This is a genomic window from Bizionia paragorgiae (genome assembly GCF_900107625.1).
GTDB lineage: Bacteria > Bacteroidota > Bacteroidia > Flavobacteriales > Flavobacteriaceae > Bizionia > Bizionia paragorgiae.
Genome location: NZ_FNQK01000003.1, coordinates 49,429 through 69,783, shown reverse-complemented (window position 1 = coordinate 69,783; position 20,355 = coordinate 49,429). Strand labels below are relative to the sequence as shown.

Sequence of the window (20,355 nt, the reverse complement as noted above, 5' to 3'; positions counted from 1 at the left end):
CGTTAGACTTCCTGTTCTTTTTTATCGTTAAATACTTTTTCAAAATGAGTCCAAGCCGTTTTATAATCTTCTACGCGGTCGCATTTAGCAAATGGTGCATAGTAGTTTACCTTTTTTCCTTGATACAATTCGCTTTTTTCAATGGTATGTTCGTAGGTTTCGCCTGCTTTCATTGCGGCTATAGAATTCCAATCTCCTCTATCTAAACCTACTCCTTTAAGTCCTTGATGATTATTCGTATAAATAATATTACCAGTAATATCATAATATGTATCATCTTCATAACTCTGAAGCACGGGAAACTGAATTTCGTAAATAAGAATCAATTCTTTAAGATTCAATCCAAATGCCATTGCCGTTATAACATCAATTTCAACCAAGGTCTGTCTTCGCTCAAAGAAATTTCTCAATGGTGTTTCAATAGACCATTCTTTTTTTAATTCTGAAAAATTGCTTAATCGCTCATCCTGTTTTGACCATATCAATTCTTTGAAACCTAGAGAAAATAACTCTTCCCATAAGCTCGAATACGTTTCTGTCAAACAGTTTAATAAAAGTGTCCTTGCTAACAATTCGTTTTTAAACTTTTCATTTACACCCAATGGGAAAAATTTTAATTTTCCTTCTGTCAAATTAGCTGCACCAATCGATTTTACATAAAAATCTAAAACTAATGAGCTACAAAGACCTGCAAATTCAACTAAATCTATGTGCCTCTCAAAAATCGTAGAAACCACTCCATTTACGTGAGAAACTTTAGGTGGAATAATTGCTGCTTGAAGCGATCGCTCTCCAGTTAGACTTATCATTTTACTCATTGCTACCTTGTAATCATCAATCCAAACATTTTTGTCATCTAACCCTTTTGTAGCATTTCTGAAGTCTTCAATATTTGTATTTGGCACATAATTAGTCCGAGGAATATAATCTCTTGTTAATTCTGTTGTATAGATATTATCAAAATCCTGATTTTTTTCACAAATTTCTCTGGGGGTTTTATAAAATGGATTTGCAACAAAAAAATGAGGTCCATTAAAGATTAATTCATAATCATTGTAGCTAGCCCATTTGGTAGTTCTCTCTACCCACTTTCCAATATCATTAGTTTCGTGCCAACCTTCTACAGTCTTCTTTTTATAATTATAAAGTTTATTAGTAAATGTGCTTAACTTTTTTAGAACCGAAAGTATTTCATTTGAGTGAATTGAAACTAATTTAGCAACTTGCCAATTATCAGAGTCCTCAAAGGTTTTTGCTAATATGCTGAGACTTTCTTTATTGAATTGAATAATTCTACTTTTATGAGGATCTGTGTTCCAAATAAATTTACCGTTCTCATCTTGCTTTTTAAATCCACCAGGCAATCCATTACCAGAATGATTAAAGCTATTATCAATAGTGCTTGGATGGAATAAATTATTGATAGAATAAAAATTAGGTTCACTTTTACTCCCTGCATAAATATTTAAACTATAAATATTATGATGGTCAATATCAAATAAATTTAATTCGTTTTTAAATTGAAAATGATAAACTAACCTTTGATATAATTCTTTCCTTAAAGGTTGACCATTAGGATCATCATATACAGATTCAGGATGCACTAAACCAACATATCCTAGATTAGAAGCAATAGCCAAAGTGTTATTAATTATTGATCTATACAAATCCGTTTGTTGGCCTTTTAGTAAAGCATAATTTTGTTTAGCGTTCATAAATTTAGCGGAAGAATCAGAACCAATAAATTCTTTTAGATACTCTTCTTTCAAATTTTCATCTGATAGATATTTTGGACGTCTTTTTGAAATTACTGGCGCCTTCTCTTTACGAATAATAATTTCAGGATATTTCTCACTCATTAGTTCCGCCTCTTCAAAAGTAACTTTTACCCAAGGTGGATTCCCGACAATGACGTCAAAACCACCACGTTCTTTAAATACTTCTATAAATTCAATTTCGTTATGGAAAAAGCGGTGTTGTTTTGCTAGGGCTTCTACGTATTTTATGCGGGCATCATCGTCAAACAAAGTACCTGCTTTGGTTTTTTTGCGTATTTGGTCTTTAATACTTTGCGCTGTACCATCAACGGTAAGCTCGTTACTGTCTATCTGTAATATAGATTCAATCTCATTGTACCACTCGGTTCTGTTAGGTAATAAGCGTACATCTCGCACATCCCAAAACCAAAGGCTACACCAATAGTCCAACACCAGTTTTAACTTATAATATGGCGCAGAACGGTCTTTACGAGATTCGGCTAGTCGCTCTTTTTCGTCATAGCCTTTTGCCTTAATTTGTGGATTAGGTTGTCCATACACTTGGTACACAGAAGACGTATCTGCAATTACTCCTTTTTGCTGTTTGTAATGCTCTTCTAGTAAATAATCAATGACACTACTTATCTTTTGTAGCCTTGTAATTTCAACACTGGTTAAGGGTTGTTTAAATTCGTTTCTCCAATCTTTAAAAGCACTTAATTCAACATCCGTTAATTCTTCCTTCAATAATTTAATGCCATAGCTTGGCACCATATTATCATCTGCTAATAAGAAGTGATATATTTGATTTTGCTTTCGCGAAAGCGTACCATCTTTCTTCCACAATACACGCTTAGGTGCTTTGTCCCACCAAGGTTTTGGCAATGGTTTTTTAGCAATAGCACCGGATGCGGTTTTCGGGTATTCTACTGAGCAATCCTTTTCGTTATAAACTTTTAGCCAAGCGCCCACAACTGCATTACCAGCACCAAGACGGTGTGCAAAAAATGGGGTTTCCATATTTTTGTGCATACAGTTAAGCCATAGTGATAGTTTGCCAAGCTCTACCGCTGTTGGGTTTAAATCTACACCATACACATTATTTGCAGCGATAAAAGCCTTTACTTTCTGTAATTCATCTTTATAAACCCCTGGCGTAATACGTTTACGGCCAGCTGCTTGTTCTTCATTTTCCTTTAACTCTAAATATGCAACAGCAAGTTGGTTAATTACCTCGTTATGAAATGCCGCCGCACCCATAGCAGGCTCTAGTATTTTAAGTTTTAAGATTTCATCTGCACAGTTTGTTCCTGTCAGCTTTCCGTCAACAATCGCTTGTTGTTCTTTGAGTTTTTCAATAATGCCTTTAAGTGTATATTTTACGGTACACTGCGTTAAAACTTCGGGCGTATAATACGATGCTGAGTTTTTACGGTCTCTACCATTTAATCGATATACAAATTGTCCTTTTGGTATAACTACATCTTGTTCTAGGTGCTCACTATCTTTTAAAATTTCAGCTTCTTTAAAATCATCTCGTCTTGATTTTGGCACTAAAAATGTACCGTCACTTCCATTTTTATCTTTAGCACTTTTAACTTCAATTAAGTCTTCTCTTGCAAAGAAACCAGAATAGGATAGCAAACTTTCATATACGCTACCCAATTGGTTAATCCCTAGATTAGAATACGATATTCTGCCACGACCTTTATTTTTTGTCCTTTCGGAAAGCGATAAGCGAACCATAATTTCTTGCAGTACTTTGTTGCTAAATTGAATTCCCTGTAGATGTATAAGCGCATCATTATCAAACAAAGGGGAATCTAAAGGTCGCATTTGGAATCCATTTTTTAAATTGGAACCTGTATGCAGGAAATCAAAAAGTTTCCATAAGCTTTTGGAAAAGAAATACCCGTTCCTAGAAGATTCTGTCGTTAATGCTACCATTTCCAAATCACGAAGCATTTCAAGACTGTAGCCTTTTTGATAGGTACTGTCTTTCATAGGTAAAATCTCTAAATCCTCTCTAGATTCTGCATAGAAAAGGAAGAGTAAACGGTATACAAAATTTAGACATTCGTCCTTTAGTTCTCTAGCAAAATTATCGCTGTTACGCAGTTCTACAATTTTACGTTTGTCATCTTGCGTAGCTGCATTTTTTAATCTGTATTCAATAGCTTCATTTGCCAATGCTTCTACAGCATAGATAACCGCACTTTTTAAAGTAACTGTTACGCCATAACTTGCTTTATGGGCATCTTCCTCTAAACTAGTTAAAATACTTTCGGTTTCAGAAATGAATTGTTTTTTTGCTAGTAAAGCATAAAATAACGCGAGCAAATTTCTATTGGATGCTGTTTTTGTGACTGTAAATAACTCTTCTAAATCAAAGAGTAAATAGCTATCAAACTTCCATTTCTCGTACTGTATTAAAAATATTTTTGGACCAGCAAGCATAATTAGATAAACTGGACGTTCTTCTTCGGGAAGTAAAAATAGTTCGGATAACGCCTCTTTAATTACTTCTGGTCTTATATCAAAACCATCCCAAGAATTTGGAAGCACTTTTTCCCAATCGTCTTTAATATAACTCTGCTCATATAAACCATCTGCATCTACATCGCCCACTTGTATCATAGGCTGCATTTCCATTATGTACAGATATGGCTTGTCATTTTTATTGAAACGATAGCGAACAGGAATAATTTTATTATCGTCCATTACTACAGGTTCATCATAGGCTCTAACGCCATTAATATAACCTAAAGCTTCTAATAGTTCTGTATGGAACTGGTGCGTGCGAAGCACTTTATCTTTTGTTCTTCTTAGATTTAGATAATCATTCTTAAACTTATAATACTTTTCACTAATTGGGGCGATCTTGCTTGTAAACTCTTTTATATGCTCAGTCCCATAGCCAGACTTATCAAACACTTTCTTTGGAAAATCTTCATCAAAGAAATGTTGAGAAAAGTAATCGCCTATATTTTCTAAAAATTCTATCATTCTTAATTACCCATTATAAAAAACCGCTAATACTCTTAGGAAGGGTTCATTTTCTAATTGGAAGTATTCATTGTAGAATGCATCCATTTGATTTTTCACATAATTTACTTCACTCTGTCTTTTCTTTTTATAGAAAGAGCCTCCTCCATTTTTTTCATCGCCAAACTTAATTTCCATTTGTCGCTCGGATGCGCTTAGCCAATCATTTAGTTTCTTTTGATAGCGTTCTAATTTATCTTCCATTTCATCTTCAAGGTCGCCTTGAATCTTTAAATCATAAATCTGCTTTGCACTTTTTACCGCTTCTGGAAGTAACTCCTTAATTTTTTGAAGTTGTTTTTCTGAAGTTTCAAGTTCAGGTAATGTGTCCTTAAGACGGTATTGATTAAGAAATTCTTCAAAATCTTCCAAATTTCCTACACTAGATCCGTCAAATGATTTTCCAACCACATAGGTTTTTGAAAAAATAGGTTTTCCTTGCTGATTAGATGTTATTCCTTGAAAGACAAACCAAGCTGTATTTTTAGGTAGTGGCTCTCTTAGTCTAGCGACTAAAGCTTTCCCACGATCTATTTGTCCAAGCAACTTGTATTGCATCCATTTAGCAATAGGATTAAGGTCGTATAATAATTGAAAGTTTGGCCATTCATTTTGTTTCTTTCGCGCCTGAATAATTGCATTTTCAACGAAATCCACATTTGTAGTAAGATTGAATGTTTGATTTGGTTTTGGAAAAGCTTCTTTAGGCATATCGTACAAAACACCTTTAGATGAAAGCTCTTCAAATTGTTCAATCTCCAAAACTTTGTCGGCATTATCTATGTTAATTAAAGGGATGAGCCTATCATCTTTCGATTTTAATTCATCAATAAGCGAAGCATAATAACTAAAATCATCTTCATAAAACGAAGCAAAACCTTCGTCAATTTTCATTTGAGCTTTAGTAGCCGATGAATCTTCAGTCAATGCACTTAACCAATCATCGTCCACCGTATTTTCTTCATTGGAATCAAGAATTGACGGGTCATTATTGGCAATAGCTTTTTCTACTAATTTAGATTCTTGCTGTTGGTCATAAAAGCCCATAACACTCCCAGCATCTCCTAAACTTTTATGTACTTCTTCTTCCTTTTCTTTTAAACGCTCTACAATTCTAATATCTCCTTGAACATCTTCACTTTGAGATTCAGCAATAAGGTAATAGATGAATGGTGTTTTGGTTTGACCAAAACGATCTATCCGACCATTCCTTTGATCTAAAGTTATAATTGACCAAGGAATATCGTAATTAAACATTTGATTACAGAAGTAATGAAGATTTACGCCTTGACTTCCAGCATCAGAAGCAAGAAAAAGCCTAATGGTACTATCTTCTTTAGAGAAATCTTCTAGGATATCTTGCTGTTGCGTATCTGTGAGACTTCCGTTAAATTGAACTACTGCGTTATCGTTTAGCTTGAAATCTTCTTTCAGATTCTTTTCCAATTCATTTAATGTAGCTCTACGCTCTGCAAAAATGATTATACGCTCATCATTCTTTTTCCCTTTCCAACCCATTTGGTCAAGTTTAAAGAGCAACTGGTTATATTTAGAATCACTTTTTTGAGCCACAATTTTTTCGAGAACGCTTTTCAGCTCTTCAAGATGTTCAATTACACCATCTTCATCAATCGCTTTATCTATTCTTTTAATTACTGTTTCCAAACACGCTTTCGGCGAAGACATATATGCCTTGAATAAACCAATGGAAAAAAGTAATGCTCCGAATGTAGAATTCCCAGCACTTTCTTCCTGTGCGACAGCTTTAAATTCTTGTATAATTCGTAAAGCTTCTTCTTCATCAGGATTTAAAGGACAATCTATTTTACTTGTTATCCTATCTCTAAAAGCATCACCAACTTCATCTTCAATATCTTTTTTAAACCTACGAACATATAAGGGCTGAATATCTTCTTTTGTAAACTCACCATCATAAGGTATTGCCGTAGGGTCTAACATACTTATTAAATTGGCAAAATTCTCGCGTTTACCGTTGTGAGGTGTCGCAGATGTCAAAACCATTGCTTGCGTCCTCTCTGATAAAAATTTTGCTAATCCACCTCTCTGAGATGCAACATTGGCAACTGTATGGCATTCATCTATTGCTACAATATCCCATTTTACTTTTTCTAAATAGTGTCTAAATTTTGCATTATTTTTCAACGTATCGATAGATACGATAACCTTATCATAGTAATCGAATGGATTTTTATTTGATGGTATTTCTGTTTTAATTCTTGCTATTCCCTGACTATCTAATCTTACTAATGGAATTGCGAAACGAGCCCATATCTCCTGCTGAAATTGAGCAAGGATAGATTTTGGTGTTACTACTAGAACTTTCTTTCCTTTTCCACGTCTGATTAATTCGGCTAAAAAAATGCCAACTTGAACAGTTTTACCAAGCCCAACAGCATCTGCAATGAGGATTTTTGGTTGTGGCAATGAAAGTGCCTTTATAGTAGATTCGAATTGATAATTAGCACCTCTTATTGCCGCTTTATGTGCTATCTCAATATGTTCAGAATAATGCGAAGAGTTTCTGAATATTGTTTCAAGAAATAGCTTGGTTTGTCTATAATGAGTAGAATTGTCTGCTTGAAGCTCGGTTTCTTCTGGTTGTATTACTCGGTAGTTTTCTAATCGTAAATCAAATTGAAAACTTTGACCATACACCAATTCAGAAATACCTTCGACATCAATAATATCGCGTTCTCTGTTGGTAACTATAAAATCTTCTCCTCTTAAGTTAATCCTTATTCCAGGTGTAACATTAAGGCTTTGGTTGGTTAAAGTATCGTTGCTCAAATTATTATATCTAATCTTTATACATTATCGATTGCAAGCCTTAAAGCTTCTTTTGTAAACTTCTCACTTTTAGCTGTTTTCAAAATTTTATCTGCTAACCACATCGTAAGTAAATCTTTTTTTGGTTGCTTAAAAATTTTTGCTAAAACATCTATATGTTCTCTTTTAAATGAACGCTCACTGCGTTCCATTTTACTTAACATTGCTTGGTCTATTTCCAATTGAGCTGCTAATTGCCGCAACAAAACATCGTTAGACTCTCTAAGTGCTCGTATGTGTTCGCCTATCATAATCAGGTAGTTTTCATTAAAAGACTTGACAAATTTTGGACAATTTAAGGAATATATTTGGGAATAGTTTTTGTTTTGGTCAATAAATTTTATCGCTAGGGATTTAACTAGACTTCTTAACTAAATAAGGACTTTGCCTCCTCATAAACCCGTTCAAAATTAGCCGCTAAATCAGCCTGAGAAAACTGCTTTGATTCCTTTGGTAACGCTCTTTGAATATCTGCCAATTTAAATTGAACTTTCTTATCCTTCCCATCAGCATACGCGATAAACTCTCCTTGTTTTAATCTAAAAAACACATCTGCCCTAATTTTAGGAATTTCCTTTTCTCCAGTTGTAATTCGTGTATCAAAATCTAAATTATGTCCACGACTAATACTTTTGGTTGGATCTTTAATAATTTCAAAAAAACGTTCGTAATATTTTGCAGTATCAGGATCGTTGACCTTTCCAAAGAATTGATAAGATAGATTACTCAATATCGCTTTGCTTGCCTTATCTCCATACATCATATCATTCTGAATTTTATCCTGCATAACATAAATAGTAGAGATATTATAACTCCGTAAAGTTGCCGGAATACGATGCATATTCAATAACCTAATGGTTGGCGCTTCTTCCATTAATAAAAACGAAGGCTCACTATTCCGAACACTCATTTGTTTTGTAATTGTATGAATAATTGTTGCGATTACAGGCGAATACGAAGTCTCAAATTTTGGATTATTAACAATCGAAATAACACAAGGATTTTTAGAATCATTTATATTGAGTGGCACTTCATCTGCGGATAGTGTCATAAAAATACGTTGTGTACTAATTCTTTTCAACGCATTTGCCAATGTACTTTTAACACCTGCGGTCTGTCTTTCAGAATCTTTGCCACTTATAAAGGCATCTGCCATTGCCCTTGATGTCGTATTGGTTTCCAGAAATTGGATTAGGCTATTCGTATCAAGAAATTGATAAACCGCAATTAAATGTGGCAACGTGCAAAATTTGGGATAATCCGTTTTCAGTTTCCAAATCAAACCACCAATCAACCCTTCCGCAGCATCATTAAAGAATTTTGTCGTGCCAGTTGTTCCACTTTCTCTTTGCTCTAATAGGTTTTCAATTAACACCCTCGAAACCTCGTTTACGCTTTCCTCGTTCTCTAAATAACGTGGCGCAATAGGATTTACCCTATGGATGATTTTATCAAAGGAAATGACCTTAAATAGGATATCACTATCCTTGTAAAGCGGATATGCCATTTCTGTCAGTTCAAAATCTTTATAGTCGTGAATAATTCCGCAGAAACCTTCTTTTTCAAAATGCTTTAGAAATCCATAGACAACGCTTTCGGTCTTACCACTTCCTGCAGAACCGATGATGGATGCACCACGTTTAATATTATCTAATTTGAAATTTCCTTTGGTGGTCGCAAAGTTTACTTGGTATTTGCTATCGCCATTTTTCGGGCTTTCGGTTTTATGAAGAAAAACATACAGTCCTGTATTAATTAGCATTAGCGGACAAACCAAATAAAGTAATATAAATATCAATTCATTTCCTTCGGACAAATAGAGCACGAGGACTGAAAGCAATATGCTATTCAATACAAACGCATATTTTGATACTCGAAACATTCCATAGAAAACGGTACTGGCCAAACCAATAATTGAAAGTGTCATTATGAGATTGTCTATCTGCATACTCGTTAGATTCCTATTGAACTTGATTTTATGGCCACTTCTGCGCCACGTCTCAATCGCTTAAAGACCCGAAGTGCTATTTGTGCCTGACTTACTGGAATACTCGGCACTATGGGCAATCCTGATTTGCTTATAATTTTAAAAGCCAATGCTTTTTCATTGGCAGGTAATTTCATCAAAGCGGAAAAATATAGGTTTGGATTCTTTACAAAGGTCTTTTTAGCTTTGTAGGTCTCTGCGTAATTGCGCTTATATCCAAACGTCTTATCAAAAGTTTTTTCCGCTTTCGCGAAAAATGCATCTCTATCAAAACCTCGTTTTACTTTTTTTCCGTGCATTTCAACTTCAGAAGCTTTGTGTTTACTTCCTGGCGAAAGACTTACAGAATTTGAGGCATCCTTTCTGCTCACGATAATATGGATATGACTTTGGTTTCCATCTTTCGCCATTCCCTGGACAATTCGTTTTCCGTTTTGTTGATGTGGTGCTTGTCGTTCTAATTTGGCAATTTCCTTTTCCATTTTCTTGATATTCCCTTCAGCTCGTCCTTCTTGAACATTTCGGATATCCGTTTTGAGCTGAAGTATTTTTGTGGCGAAAGGTTGGTTCTCTTTTATCTGAAAGTCCGTCCCCTTGAAAGTTCTTTGATGCTCAATTTTGGCGTAGTATTTTATGTCGTCTATTGATATAGGTCGTCCATTGATTTCACGATTGAAACTGGCAACATAATCTTTCATCAGCTCACGAGTGTAAGTTTTTAAATCTTGACTATTGTTCTGAAGTTTTCGTAATTCATACTTTGATGGGCTGACTGTAATCGAATAAAACTTGGGCTCTTTCTTTTTCAATTTTGCCGTGTTTCCATCAATTTCTTTGACCACTTCTTCAGCTGAAATCTCGTCGCCATATTGGTTGAAAAAGTGTTCTATATCTGGTTGTTCTAAACCTTCATTTTCTTTCTCTAAATAGCCTACAAAATCCGCTGAACTTTGGCTATAATTACCGCCCATTTTTTGAGCTGTGATTGTGATATACATAGTTCAAATATTTATAGCTGATTATTCGGATTCTGCTTTTCGCGAAAGCGGACTTCCTTCTTTTCTTCGGCATATTTCTTTTCAACAATCAAAGGTTTTTTTGCAGGTTCTTCCATTTCAAAAAGGGATTGAATCATCGCCACCGTGGGTTTGGTTTGTGTCTTTTCTACATCTCGCATTATGGCGATAACGGCATTTATTCTTTTGAGAAGTTTTGCTTCGATGGTTCGCCCTGTTGGTCCTAATTTTTCCTTTGGCGATATTTCGTTGTAGAAGAAAAAATCGAGCATCGTAGCCATCGCCTCGGTGTGCGATTTAAAGTAAGTGCGTGAAAAAGTTTGGAAACGCTTCGCAGTTTCCTTTTTAAATCTAATTCCAATAAATGAGTCCATATTTCGCCGATTTGTCGCAAAATCTTCCCTAAAATTGGGCGTTTACAGCCCGTTTGTCGCAAATCGCTGATTGTCAGGAAATTAAAGTATATTCAAATCGCTGGTAATCAGCTATTTGAAAACGAAAAGGAATCCGAAACATCGCGCAGCGTGTTACCCTCTTGCTACTCCTTTTCGTTCGCCACAGGCGAACAAAAATTTCGTACAATCTGGCTATCCCGATAACTATCGGGAGCCAATTGCCATTTTAGGAAAATAAATTTCCGATATGTTATTTTTCGATGGGTACGGTTATCGGCGAAAGTCGAAAAATGGATAACCCTACGTAAAATTGAATGCTGAATTTCAGCGAACTAAAGATACGATTTTTTATTTGAATTGGAATTAATCTAACAGAAAAACACCTCCAAGATTTAGAGGTGCTTTAATTATTAAGTTTAGAAAATTAGATGTTGAATATGAAAGTATAGGAATATAAATTTCGTAATGCTTCCTCCTCTACCATCGTTTCAAAACAGGTATAATTTTCTCTTACGTATTGCCGAATACTATCGCCAAATTTTCGTTTCACATCCTTTTTAGAATCTTCTAAAAGCCGGTTTTGAGCTTCTTCGCTCAGATCCGTAAAATTGAGATATACCATAGCTTTAGATATTAATATTCACTTGGCAACATCAGCGTATTATTTACAAAAAATAACCGCAATTCATCGAGTGGAAAATCAGTCACTCTATACCCGTGCTTTTCTAAAACAATATCATTGCCATCGGTGTATATAATTTCAGCTTCGTATCCTGTATAATCCTGTTCATCTTCGGATAATCTTTTAAAGTCTATTGTGATAAACTCACTTCGGTTCATTAGACTTTTTGCAATTACAGAAGTGTCCGTAATGAGCCAAAAACAATCTGCCACATTAGCAAGATATTTTAGTCCGTCCGTAAAACGTGTTCTTAATAATGGGATTTGATAAAACATTTCCGTTCCGTGAAAATGTTGCAATCCTTCTTTGATTTCGTTAACTTGTGCTTTCATTGTTCATTTATTTTATAAGTGAATAATTAAAAGAGGGCACGAACTAATTGAAAACTGGTATCTGTGCCCTCTTGGATTTTTATGATTACTTGTCGTTTTTGCTTCCGAGTAATAGGATTTCATCGGCTACAACTTCCGTTACATAGCGTTGTTCGTTATCATCAGTTGTATAGCTTCGAGTTTTTAGTTTTCCCGATATTCCAACTTCTTTGCCTTTTTCGACAAATTTCTCAACGATTTCTGCAGTCTTGCCCCAAGCTACAACCGTATGCCAATTGGTTTCTGTTTGCTTTTTGCCTTTGGCATCCTTGTAATATTCGTTTGTTGCGAGTGAAAAACGGGCTACTTTTTTACCGCTTTCAAGGTTTGTAATGGTTGGCTCTTGTCCAACGTTTCCGATTAACTGTACGTGATTTTTTAAAGTGCTCATAATAAAATATTTAAGAATTAATTAAAATTGCTATCTGAACTATTCAGACAGTTTATTGTTATATTTTTTTGAAGTGATTTACTTATTATATCTTGAGCGTTTTCCTTTTTTGTTTTTTTCGGTGCCGCTTCCTTTTTGATGTTTTTGTAAGATTTCATAAGATTCATTTTAGATTTACTTCCCATAGCGCCCTCGCTGTTACCTTTTTTTGTTGCTGATACATTTTCAATATTTGGAATTGATAAGGACTTATAAAAAGTGAAGCGCAGCGTAGCGGTTTATGCAGTCCGTTCAACTTCCAAATGTTGGTATTTTGCTGGCAATAAAAGGGTATAACGGCGAGGGTGCGGATGGAGGTTTAAAGACTTTTGTGAAGTACGAAAACATAGGAAGTGGCACCAAATGATTAAATGGAATTCCGATTTGGCGGACTCCGTTCACAATTTCGGATTGGGAATGAAGTGTCCCGTTCCAGTCCCGATAGCTATCGGGACGGACCGGGTTAGCGGAATGGAAAGTAGAAATTGGGTATTGTGTCCAAGATATTTGCAGTGAAGCTCTTTTCCCGCAATGTAGCTTTTCGCGGAATGCAGGGGAATGTGCTGAACGGGATTTAAAAGCTGTATATGATTCTTTGCAGGATTTAAAGCGGACTTAACTTCGAAAATGGAGATGGAATAGAGTTTGTCCGCTTCCCTTTTTTTTCAGGAAGTGGTCAAGTGGAATGGAATTGGAATCTTTGGAGTTTTGTCCAAGACCTTTATAGGGAAGCTCTTTTCCCGAAATGAAGCTTTTTCAGCGGTTCCGATAGCTATCGTAAGCAAGGGAATCGGCTGAGTGGGATTGTACTTGAAATAGACACCTGTTTATTAGATGCTTGCAGTTAAAAATGTATTTTTGAGTTGATAAAATTAATGTGTTAAACTCTGAAAAATCAGGTCTATAAATAAAATTAGTGATAACAGAACTTATAATATTATTCGTCATCAGTTATATTGCTGCAACTGTATCAGGAGCTGCGGGTTTTGGTGGAGCATTAATTATATTGCCTTTTGTTATAAATATTGTTGGACTGCAAACAGCAGTCCAATTTTGACAATAGCTTCAATTTTTGGTAATGCTTCCCGAGTTTGGTTTGGCAGATATGAATTAAAATGGAGACCGATTATATACTTTCTTTTAGCCGCTCTTCCTTTGACCATTCTTGGAAGTTATTTATTTACGGACATCAACAGTAAAATCATAAAAATTGGCATCGGCGTTGTTTTGATTTTATTAGTGGGGTATCGAAGGCTTAAAATTAAAAAAATAGTTCTGGGCGAAAAAGGAATGTTAATAGGTGGAGGGCTGACAGGATTTTTGTCTGGACTAATTGGGAGTGCCGGACCGATTGGAGCAGCATTTTTCCTTGGTCTTGACCTGACAGCGACTGCCTATGTTGCAAGTGAAGCATTTACAGCGTTAACAATGCACTTGACCAAAACAGTCGTTTACAGCAAATATGCACTAATCGGAAAAGAAGAACTTTATTATGGATTATTTATTGGCGCAGCAATGATTTTGGGAAGTTGGTCGGGAAGAAAAATCATCGAAAAGATAAGTAGGGATAAATTTATATTCCTCGTTGAAATACTATTGATTATTACAGGAATACAAATGATTTGGACATCGTAAAAAATGGTGAATAATTACCCAGGCGTTCCAAGAACAGTATTTATTTTTATTTAAATGATAAAATGGTGTTTGTGCTATGAACGCTAATGTGCAAATATTTTTCAAATCGGATTATACATATTGTGTAGGATGTAAAGCGGACTTAACTTCAAAGTCGGAGATTGGGAATGGAGTTTGACCGCTTCCCTTTTTTTTCCGGAATAGGCGGGCAAGTGGAATGGAAATCGGAAGCTTTGGAGTTGTGTCCAAGATTTTTTTTAATGAAGCGCATTTACCGTAATGGAGTTTTTTACGGAATGCAGGGGAATGGGTTGCAATGGCTTATGTAAACAAAATCTATAAAATGAATTAGCTTTTTGTCTTTCTTAAAATTTGTCATTCTTATTTTTACAATCTAAATAATTTTTTCATAATGGCCAATAAGAAAAAACAACACTATGTCCCGAAATTTTATTTACGATACTTTAGTTTAAATGATTCCACGAAAATAATTAAGCTCTGTCTAAAGGATACAGGTAGAATCATCCATAAAGCAAATTTGGAAGGACAAGCCCAAGAAGATTATTTCTATGGCAAGGATTTGGAAAGGGAAGAATGGTTTGGGACTATTGAAAATCAGAGCTCATTAATTCTAAATAGGGTGGTTCAAACAAAAGAGTTGCCAAAGGATAAATCTGATAATTATTATCTTATTTGGCTATTTATCCTTCTTCAAGCGTATCGCACCAAGTCGAATGTTGAAGATTTTAATCATATGATAGATACAATTATGAAAACGGCAATGAAGCTCGAACCTCAATTTAAAAATTTTGATTATGATACTCATTTTTTTGCATACGAAGATGCAATAGAAAAAAAACTTGACTTACTTCTTAATAGTCTACCTATGATGATGGATATGCAAATCAAGCTGATTCGAAATACTACTTCAAATGAATTGATAACAAGCGACAATCCTATTTCGAAATATAATCAGTTTTTGGAATCAAGAAAATTTCCCTTCGGACACAATGGAATGGCAAGTAAGGGATTACAGATTTTTTACCCATTAGCACCAGATTTGCTACTTATAATGTATGACCCAAAAGTCTATAAAATTGGAAATAAAAAACAATTCAGTAACATTCCTATGAATGAAAAAGATATTGAGTATTTAAATATTTTAACTTGTTTGTATGCTAATAAATCTATTTATTCTACGGATAATGTAACTGATTTTCAGCTTGAACAATGGGTCAAAGAATCGAATATTTATAAAGAACAAAAGAAACTGGAAGTAAAACATTTTGACCCCATACAAAGTGAGGATGATGCTGAATCGGTGATTGTACAACATCATCAAACGCCTTATATGATTAAACTGACCCTATCCTTTGTTAAGCAAACACAGCACGCCAAATCGTATAAAATGTCGGGCTATTATGCTGAATTTAGGGATGAGCGTATTCGAAATAGAGAGCAATAGATTATCTTGTTTCATTACGAACGAACATTATGAACATTATAGTCTATACAACAGTTAATGTTTATGAATATTCCCTTTTACCACAAAATAGTACAATAACAACGCGGATATTATCACAAATAATATTGCAAGAATACCATTGAACTTATCTTTCCTTGTGATTTGATTATTGGATTTACCAACTTTCTTATTTCTTTTTTTTCTTTGTTTTTGATACATCCTTTTTAGTTATTTCTAAATAACCCTCTATAATAGCTTTGTATCTAAATAGTTATAAAGTATTTCAAGAAAAGCAGGAATAGAATAAACAAAACAAACAATACAAATATGATTATAACACCAATCCATATTATTTTATCCCTTTTAGAAATGACAGTTTTTTCAGTTTGTACTTTACTTTTCTCTTTCAGACGTCTTTTCCTTCGATTTTCTGACATATACTATTGTTTTATTTATATATCTATTTCTTCCATTCCATCTTCTGTAACCTTACGGCATTCAATATTGCCAATAAAGCCACGCCCACATCTGCGAAAACCGCCTCCCACATCGTTGCCAGACCTCCTGCACCCAATACTAAAACAACTGCTTTTACTCCGAATGCTAAAATAATGTTCTGCCAAACGATGCGACGTGTGGATTTACCAATTTTTATAGCCTTTGCAATTTTGCTCGGTTGGTCTGTTTGGATGATAACGTCTGCAGTTTCTATTGCCACATCACTACCCAATCCACCCATTGCAATACCTACATCGCTAACCGCCAATACGGGTGCATCATTGATGCCATCTCCAATAAAAGCTACTTTGTTGTTGTTTTCGGACATCAGCTTTTCGACTTCTTTCAATTTATCTTCTGGAAGCAAACCCCCTTTTGCCCAATCTACACCCATTTCTTTTGCGACTTGTTGCGTAATAGAATCCTTATCGCCCGAAAGCATTATTATTTTGGTAATTCCTGATTCACGGATTTGTTTGATGGCTTCGTGAGCATCATCCTTCAACTCGTCTGCAATAATTACATAACCAGCAAATTTGCCCTCAATGGAAACCATCACGATAGATTCTACTATGTTGTCGGTTTCAGATGGAACTTCGATGTTGTTTGACGTCATCAATGGTTTGTTACCTACCAATACGGTTTTACCGTTTACTGTTCCCTTTAGACCTTTTCCTGCTATTTCAGTTACTTCGGAAGCTTGAAAATCTTCGCCATCGGCTTTATATTCCATAATTGCCTTGGCAATGGGATGGGTAGATTGTTCTTCCATCGCCATTAGGTATTTCATAAATTCAGGCTCATTCCAATCAATGGCTTTTATTTCCTTGATTTTGAACACACCTTTGGTCACGGTTCCGGTTTTGTCCATAACAACGGTATTAACCTTTGTCATTTCATCCAAATACGATGCTCCTTTAAACAGAATGCCATTTTTTGAAGCTGCTCCCAATCCTCCGAAATAACCTAAAGGAATAGAAATAACCAAAGCACAAGGACAAGAAATCACAAGAAAAATTAAGGCTCTGTATAACCAATCGCTAAAGATATAATCGTCCACAAAAAAGTAGGGTATAAACGTCAATCCAATCGCAAGAAAGACAACAATAGGTGTATAGATTCTTGCGAACTTTCTAATGAACAATTCGGTTTTCGATTTACGAGCTGTTGCATTCTGCACCATATCGAGAATTCGGGCAATGGAACTGTCCTTAAATTCTTTGGTGGTCTCAATTTCAATCACACCATCCAGATTGATACTTCCGGCAAACACCTTTTCGCCTTTTGCAATAGTATCAGGTTTACTTTCCCCTGTCAAGGCTGCTGTATTGAACGAGCCTTTTTTTGATAGCAACACCCCATCCAAAGGAATTTTTTCGCCCACACGAACCTGTACTTTTTCGCCAATTTCAACGGTTTCAGGATTTACAGAAATGTAATCGTTGTTTCGATAAACCAAAGCTTCATTAGGTCTTACATCGAGCAAGGCTTTAATATTGCTTTTGGCTCGATTGACCGCTGCGTTTTGGAACAATTCGCCCACTGCGTAAAAAAGCATTACTGCCACACCTTCGGGATATTCGCCAATGGCGAATGCTCCAATGGTAGCAATGGACATCAAAAGAAATTCCGTAAAGAAATCGCCTTTTATGATGCTGTTCCAGCCTTCTTTTATCACGGGAAAACCTACTGGAAGGTATGCTATTACATACCAAACGATACGTACCCAATCCTTAAAAAATGCAACATCAAAATAGTCCATAGCGATACCGATAATCAGCATCACAAAACTGAAAATTGCTGGTAGATAGGTTTTAAATTTTCCTACACTTTCCGGGTCGCTATGGTTGTGGCCATCGTCGTGTGCGTGTTCTCCTTTATGTTCTTCGGTATTGATATCACGAAGATTTTGTTTTTTCTTGCTCATTTTATTTTATTATAAATTTATCCATTGCTTGGCTTGTTCCTTATCTTTTAAATCAAAATATCTTACCTCTGAACCGGTAAAGAAATCGGTTGCCTTGGCAGCCCATTCTTGCCATTTCCTTTCGCCCACAAATGCCATTTTGCCATAATCGGAAAGATGGGAGTTGTCTACTTTAATATCTGCCCAAAGACCTTGCAGGTCGTAACCGTGGAAATCGTGCATTTCAAAATAGAAATCAACCTTCTGGTTGCTGTTCAGGATTTCATCAATTCGGGAATGTATCAGTTCTACATCGCTTGTAGATATTTTGCCTTCCAATTTTGCGGCAATTAAATTTTCGTTTTTAGAATTTACAAACTGTATCATAATTTTATTTTTTTATCAATTTAATGAAATATATAGTGCTATGGAAGTGCATTTATTGGCCACTTCATATATCGCAGATTATTTAATTTTAAAATATAATTGTCACTTATTATCGATATTCTTTTCCATTTTACCTAAATAAAAAATCAATGCAACACTTGCACCTAACAGTCCAAACAGAATATTCTCGACAATTTGATTCCCGTTTATATTCAAAATTTCGACTAAATTACTTTTCAAATATTGCAGCCAATTAATTTCATTAGCTTGATTTCCATAGTTAAAAATAGTGATTCCCAAGGGTTGAATAATAAATACACCTATGGCGAACCCTACTAGTATGGGAATTGATAATTTCTTAATTTTTATCATCTATTTTAAAATTAAAGGAGTCCAAAATTTTAAAGATTAACCTTCCAAATCATAAAACCATTCTTCAGCCATAACAATTGCTTTTTTGATGGCTAAATCTTGTGAAAGACCTTCCTTTTCTATTAAGTCATTCGCAATTTCGATTGCCTTTTTTCGTACCGCTGGATTAAGGGTGTCAAGCTCTGTTCTAAATTCTTCAAATGTCCAGTCCATAAAAATGTATTAGTGTTTAAACAATTCATTTTCTTTTTCAGCATCTACGTCTTTTTTCGGTCTTTTATCCAAAAAATAATCGAGTATTATTCCCACTATTATCGCACCTACAAAGGCAGCGTAAACCAATCCATCATATTGAATAATTAGAGTAAGGCTAACCAATATGGCCAAAATGGGCAGTACTGGAACTTTACCGATGGACAATGGCACTCTAAAAGGTCTGTTCTGTTTTGGTTCTTTAAAACGCAAAATTATAAGTGCAATATTTACGGCAACATATACAAGTAGCGCACCCAAAGAAGACATCCCAGCTACAATTTTAATATCGCCCAATAGCAAAAAACAACCCACCGCAGCCATAACCACAAATGTGGTTACCCAAGGTACTTTTTGTGCATTTACTTTGGTCATAAATTTTGGAAGCTCGCCCACGATTGCCATTCCGAACAACAACCTGCTTATGGAAATAATACCGCTAAACGCTGCATTGGCCGTGGCAAAGAGAGCAGCAACAGCCAAGACAACAGGCAACCAAGCATTAAGGTTGGATGCTGCCAAGGACAATGGCGAATCTACCTTTGAAATAGCTAAAGGGTCAGCTATGTTAAGTACCGTAAAAGAAATGAGTAAATAAAAGATAGTGGTAATTACCATTGTCAGCAAAAAGGCACGAGGAATTGTTTTTCCTGGATTTTTAACTTCTGAACCCAAAGATGCCATATGTTCAAAGCCAGTATAGACAAAAAACAAAGTTGCCGTAGCCGCAAGTGTTCCAGAGAATGAGTTGATTTGAAAAATTTCAGCTTTTGGCAGGCCTGTTTCTTTAAGGCCTATAAAGATAAGAATGAGCAAACCTAACAATTGAATACTGACCATTATAATATTAGCAGTAGATGATTTCTTGATTCCTGTAACACTTATCAGGGCAAGCAGCAGCAGTACACCATAGCTTATCAATAATCCCGGTACTTCAAAAAAGGTATTGAAATATCCCGAAAATGCCAATAGTACGGCTGCAATTGTTGCCGAACTATGGAAGGCAACGGTCCAACCCGTAAGAAAGGAAGGAATGTCGATTTTTGGAAATGCTTTCCTTACAAATATAAATTCTGCGCCTGCATTGGGGTAGGTAGATGATAATTCTGCATAAGACATTGCAGAAATACTGGCTGCAACTGCCGCAAAAATAAAGCTCAACCAAATATCGGTTCCTGCCTGTCCAGCTGCCGCGCCAATCACGGTATAGATTCCTGCGCCCACAATTGTGCCAACACCATAAAACGTAAGTCGAAGCGTACCCAAGGATTTTTTTAGTTCTACCATAATATTTTTTAAGTTAGAGAAGG

The 20,355-nt window shown here is 35.4% G+C and carries 15 protein-coding genes; 2 read left to right on the top strand and 13 right to left on the bottom strand.

The window, feature by feature from the left end; all coding sequences use genetic code 11:
• Nucleotides 1-2 precede the first annotated feature (2 nt).
• The 9 genes from BLV64_RS02740 to BLV64_RS02700 form a co-directional block, all read right to left on the bottom strand.
• Nucleotides 3-4,763, bottom strand: coding sequence for an Eco57I restriction-modification methylase domain-containing protein (locus BLV64_RS02740; protein ID WP_092132110.1), 4,761 nt, complete (start codon nt 4,761-4,763; stop codon nt 3-5).
• A 6-nt stretch (nt 4,764-4,769) separates the two neighbouring features.
• Nucleotides 4,770-7,610: a DEAD/DEAH box helicase gene (locus BLV64_RS02735; protein WP_092132108.1), complete on the bottom strand. Its 2,841-nt coding sequence runs from the start codon at nt 7,608-7,610 to the stop codon at nt 4,770-4,772.
• A gap of 17 nt (nt 7,611-7,627) precedes the next feature.
• Nucleotides 7,628-7,900: a helix-turn-helix domain-containing protein gene (locus BLV64_RS02730; protein ID WP_092132105.1), complete on the bottom strand. Its 273-nt coding sequence runs from the start codon at nt 7,898-7,900 to the stop codon at nt 7,628-7,630.
• Between the two features lie 116 nt (nt 7,901-8,016).
• Nucleotides 8,017-9,597 (bottom strand): type IV secretory system conjugative DNA transfer family protein, encoded by a 1,581-nt coding sequence (locus BLV64_RS02725; RefSeq protein WP_092132102.1) that lies wholly within the window; start codon nt 9,595-9,597, stop codon nt 8,017-8,019.
• 5 nt (nt 9,598-9,602) lie between these two features.
• On the bottom strand, nt 9,603-10,634 hold the full coding sequence (gene mobB / locus BLV64_RS02720) for a MobB family relaxase (RefSeq protein WP_092132099.1): 1,032 nt from the start codon (nt 10,632-10,634) through the stop codon (nt 9,603-9,605).
• An 11-nt stretch (nt 10,635-10,645) separates the two neighbouring features.
• Nucleotides 10,646-11,026, bottom strand: coding sequence for a BfmA/BtgA family mobilization protein (locus BLV64_RS02715; RefSeq protein WP_092132097.1), 381 nt, complete (start codon nt 11,024-11,026; stop codon nt 10,646-10,648).
• A 445-nt stretch (nt 11,027-11,471) separates the two neighbouring features.
• On the bottom strand, nt 11,472-11,669 hold the full coding sequence (locus BLV64_RS14685; protein ID WP_026451355.1) for a hypothetical protein: 198 nt from the start codon (nt 11,667-11,669) through the stop codon (nt 11,472-11,474).
• Between the two features lie 11 nt (nt 11,670-11,680).
• Complete coding sequence (locus BLV64_RS02705) at nt 11,681-12,061, bottom strand: DUF6876 family protein (RefSeq protein ID WP_026451356.1); 381 nt, start codon at nt 12,059-12,061, stop codon at nt 11,681-11,683.
• A gap of 85 nt (nt 12,062-12,146) precedes the next feature.
• Nucleotides 12,147-12,491 (bottom strand): single-stranded DNA-binding protein, encoded by a 345-nt coding sequence (locus tag BLV64_RS02700; RefSeq protein ID WP_026451357.1) that lies wholly within the window; start codon nt 12,489-12,491, stop codon nt 12,147-12,149.
• Nucleotides 12,492-13,583: 1,092 nt separating this feature from the next.
• Between BLV64_RS02700 and BLV64_RS02695 the strand changes: the two genes are divergently transcribed.
• Both BLV64_RS02695 and BLV64_RS02690 read left to right on the top strand, forming a co-directional pair.
• Nucleotides 13,584-14,165, top strand: coding sequence for a sulfite exporter TauE/SafE family protein (locus BLV64_RS02695; RefSeq protein ID WP_177165287.1), 582 nt, complete (start codon nt 13,584-13,586; stop codon nt 14,163-14,165).
• A 412-nt stretch (nt 14,166-14,577) separates the two neighbouring features.
• The gene (locus BLV64_RS02690; protein ID WP_026451358.1) at nt 14,578-15,630 is read left to right on the top strand and encodes a DUF4238 domain-containing protein; all 1,053 of its coding nucleotides are present in this window, start codon (nt 14,578-14,580) and stop codon (nt 15,628-15,630) included.
• A 460-nt stretch (nt 15,631-16,090) separates the two neighbouring features.
• Here BLV64_RS02690 and BLV64_RS02685 read toward each other — a convergent pair whose 3' ends face one another.
• The 4 genes from BLV64_RS02685 to BLV64_RS02670 all read right to left on the bottom strand — a co-directional run bounded on the left by BLV64_RS02685 (nt 16,091) and on the right by BLV64_RS02670 (nt 20,332).
• Nucleotides 16,091-18,055: a heavy metal translocating P-type ATPase gene (locus BLV64_RS02685; protein ID WP_026451359.1), complete on the bottom strand. Its 1,965-nt coding sequence runs from the start codon at nt 18,053-18,055 to the stop codon at nt 16,091-16,093.
• Between the two features lie 9 nt (nt 18,056-18,064).
• Nucleotides 18,065-18,421 carry a SpoIIAA family protein gene (locus BLV64_RS02680; RefSeq protein ID WP_026451360.1) on the bottom strand — a complete coding sequence of 119 codons (357 nt, stop codon included), beginning with the start codon at nt 18,419-18,421 and terminating at the stop codon, nt 18,065-18,067.
• A gap of 408 nt (nt 18,422-18,829) precedes the next feature.
• Entirely contained in the window at nt 18,830-19,006 is a 177-nt protein-coding gene (locus BLV64_RS14505; RefSeq protein ID WP_166643315.1) for a DUF2188 domain-containing protein, read from the bottom strand.
• A 9-nt stretch (nt 19,007-19,015) separates the two neighbouring features.
• The gene (locus BLV64_RS02670; RefSeq protein ID WP_092132091.1) at nt 19,016-20,332 is read right to left on the bottom strand and encodes an APC family permease; all 1,317 of its coding nucleotides are present in this window, start codon (nt 20,330-20,332) and stop codon (nt 19,016-19,018) included.
• Nucleotides 20,333-20,355 lie beyond the last annotated feature (23 nt).

Bases quoted from the DNA above. Each gene is read 5' to 3' on its own strand.
- BLV64_RS02740 (WP_092132110.1), bottom strand. From the start codon at position 4,763: ATGATAGAATTTTTAGAAAATATAGGCGATTACTTTTCTCAACATTTC.
- BLV64_RS02730 (WP_092132105.1), bottom strand. From the start codon at position 7,900: ATGATAGGCGAACACATACGAGCACTTAGAGAGTCTAACGATGTTTTG.
- BLV64_RS02725 (WP_092132102.1), bottom strand. From the start codon at position 9,597: ATGCAGATAGACAATCTCATAATGACACTTTCAATTATTGGTTTGGCC.
- mobB (WP_092132099.1), bottom strand. From the start codon at position 10,634: ATGTATATCACAATCACAGCTCAAAAAATGGGCGGTAATTATAGCCAA.
- BLV64_RS02715 (WP_092132097.1), bottom strand. From the start codon at position 11,026: ATGGACTCATTTATTGGAATTAGATTTAAAAAGGAAACTGCGAAGCGT.
- BLV64_RS14685 (WP_026451355.1), bottom strand. From the start codon at position 11,669: ATGGTATATCTCAATTTTACGGATCTGAGCGAAGAAGCTCAAAACCGG.
- BLV64_RS02705 (WP_026451356.1), bottom strand. From the start codon at position 12,061: ATGAAAGCACAAGTTAACGAAATCAAAGAAGGATTGCAACATTTTCAC.
- BLV64_RS02700 (WP_026451357.1), bottom strand. From the start codon at position 12,491: ATGAGCACTTTAAAAAATCACGTACAGTTAATCGGAAACGTTGGACAA.
- BLV64_RS02690 (WP_026451358.1), top strand. From the start codon at position 14,578: ATGGCCAATAAGAAAAAACAACACTATGTCCCGAAATTTTATTTACGA.
- BLV64_RS02685 (WP_026451359.1), bottom strand. From the start codon at position 18,055: ATGAGCAAGAAAAAACAAAATCTTCGTGATATCAATACCGAAGAACAT.
- BLV64_RS02680 (WP_026451360.1), bottom strand. From the start codon at position 18,421: ATGATACAGTTTGTAAATTCTAAAAACGAAAATTTAATTGCCGCAAAA.
- BLV64_RS14505 (WP_166643315.1), bottom strand. From the start codon at position 19,006: ATGGACTGGACATTTGAAGAATTTAGAACAGAGCTTGACACCCTTAAT.
- BLV64_RS02670 (WP_092132091.1), bottom strand. From the start codon at position 20,332: ATGGTAGAACTAAAAAAATCCTTGGGTACGCTTCGACTTACGTTTTAT.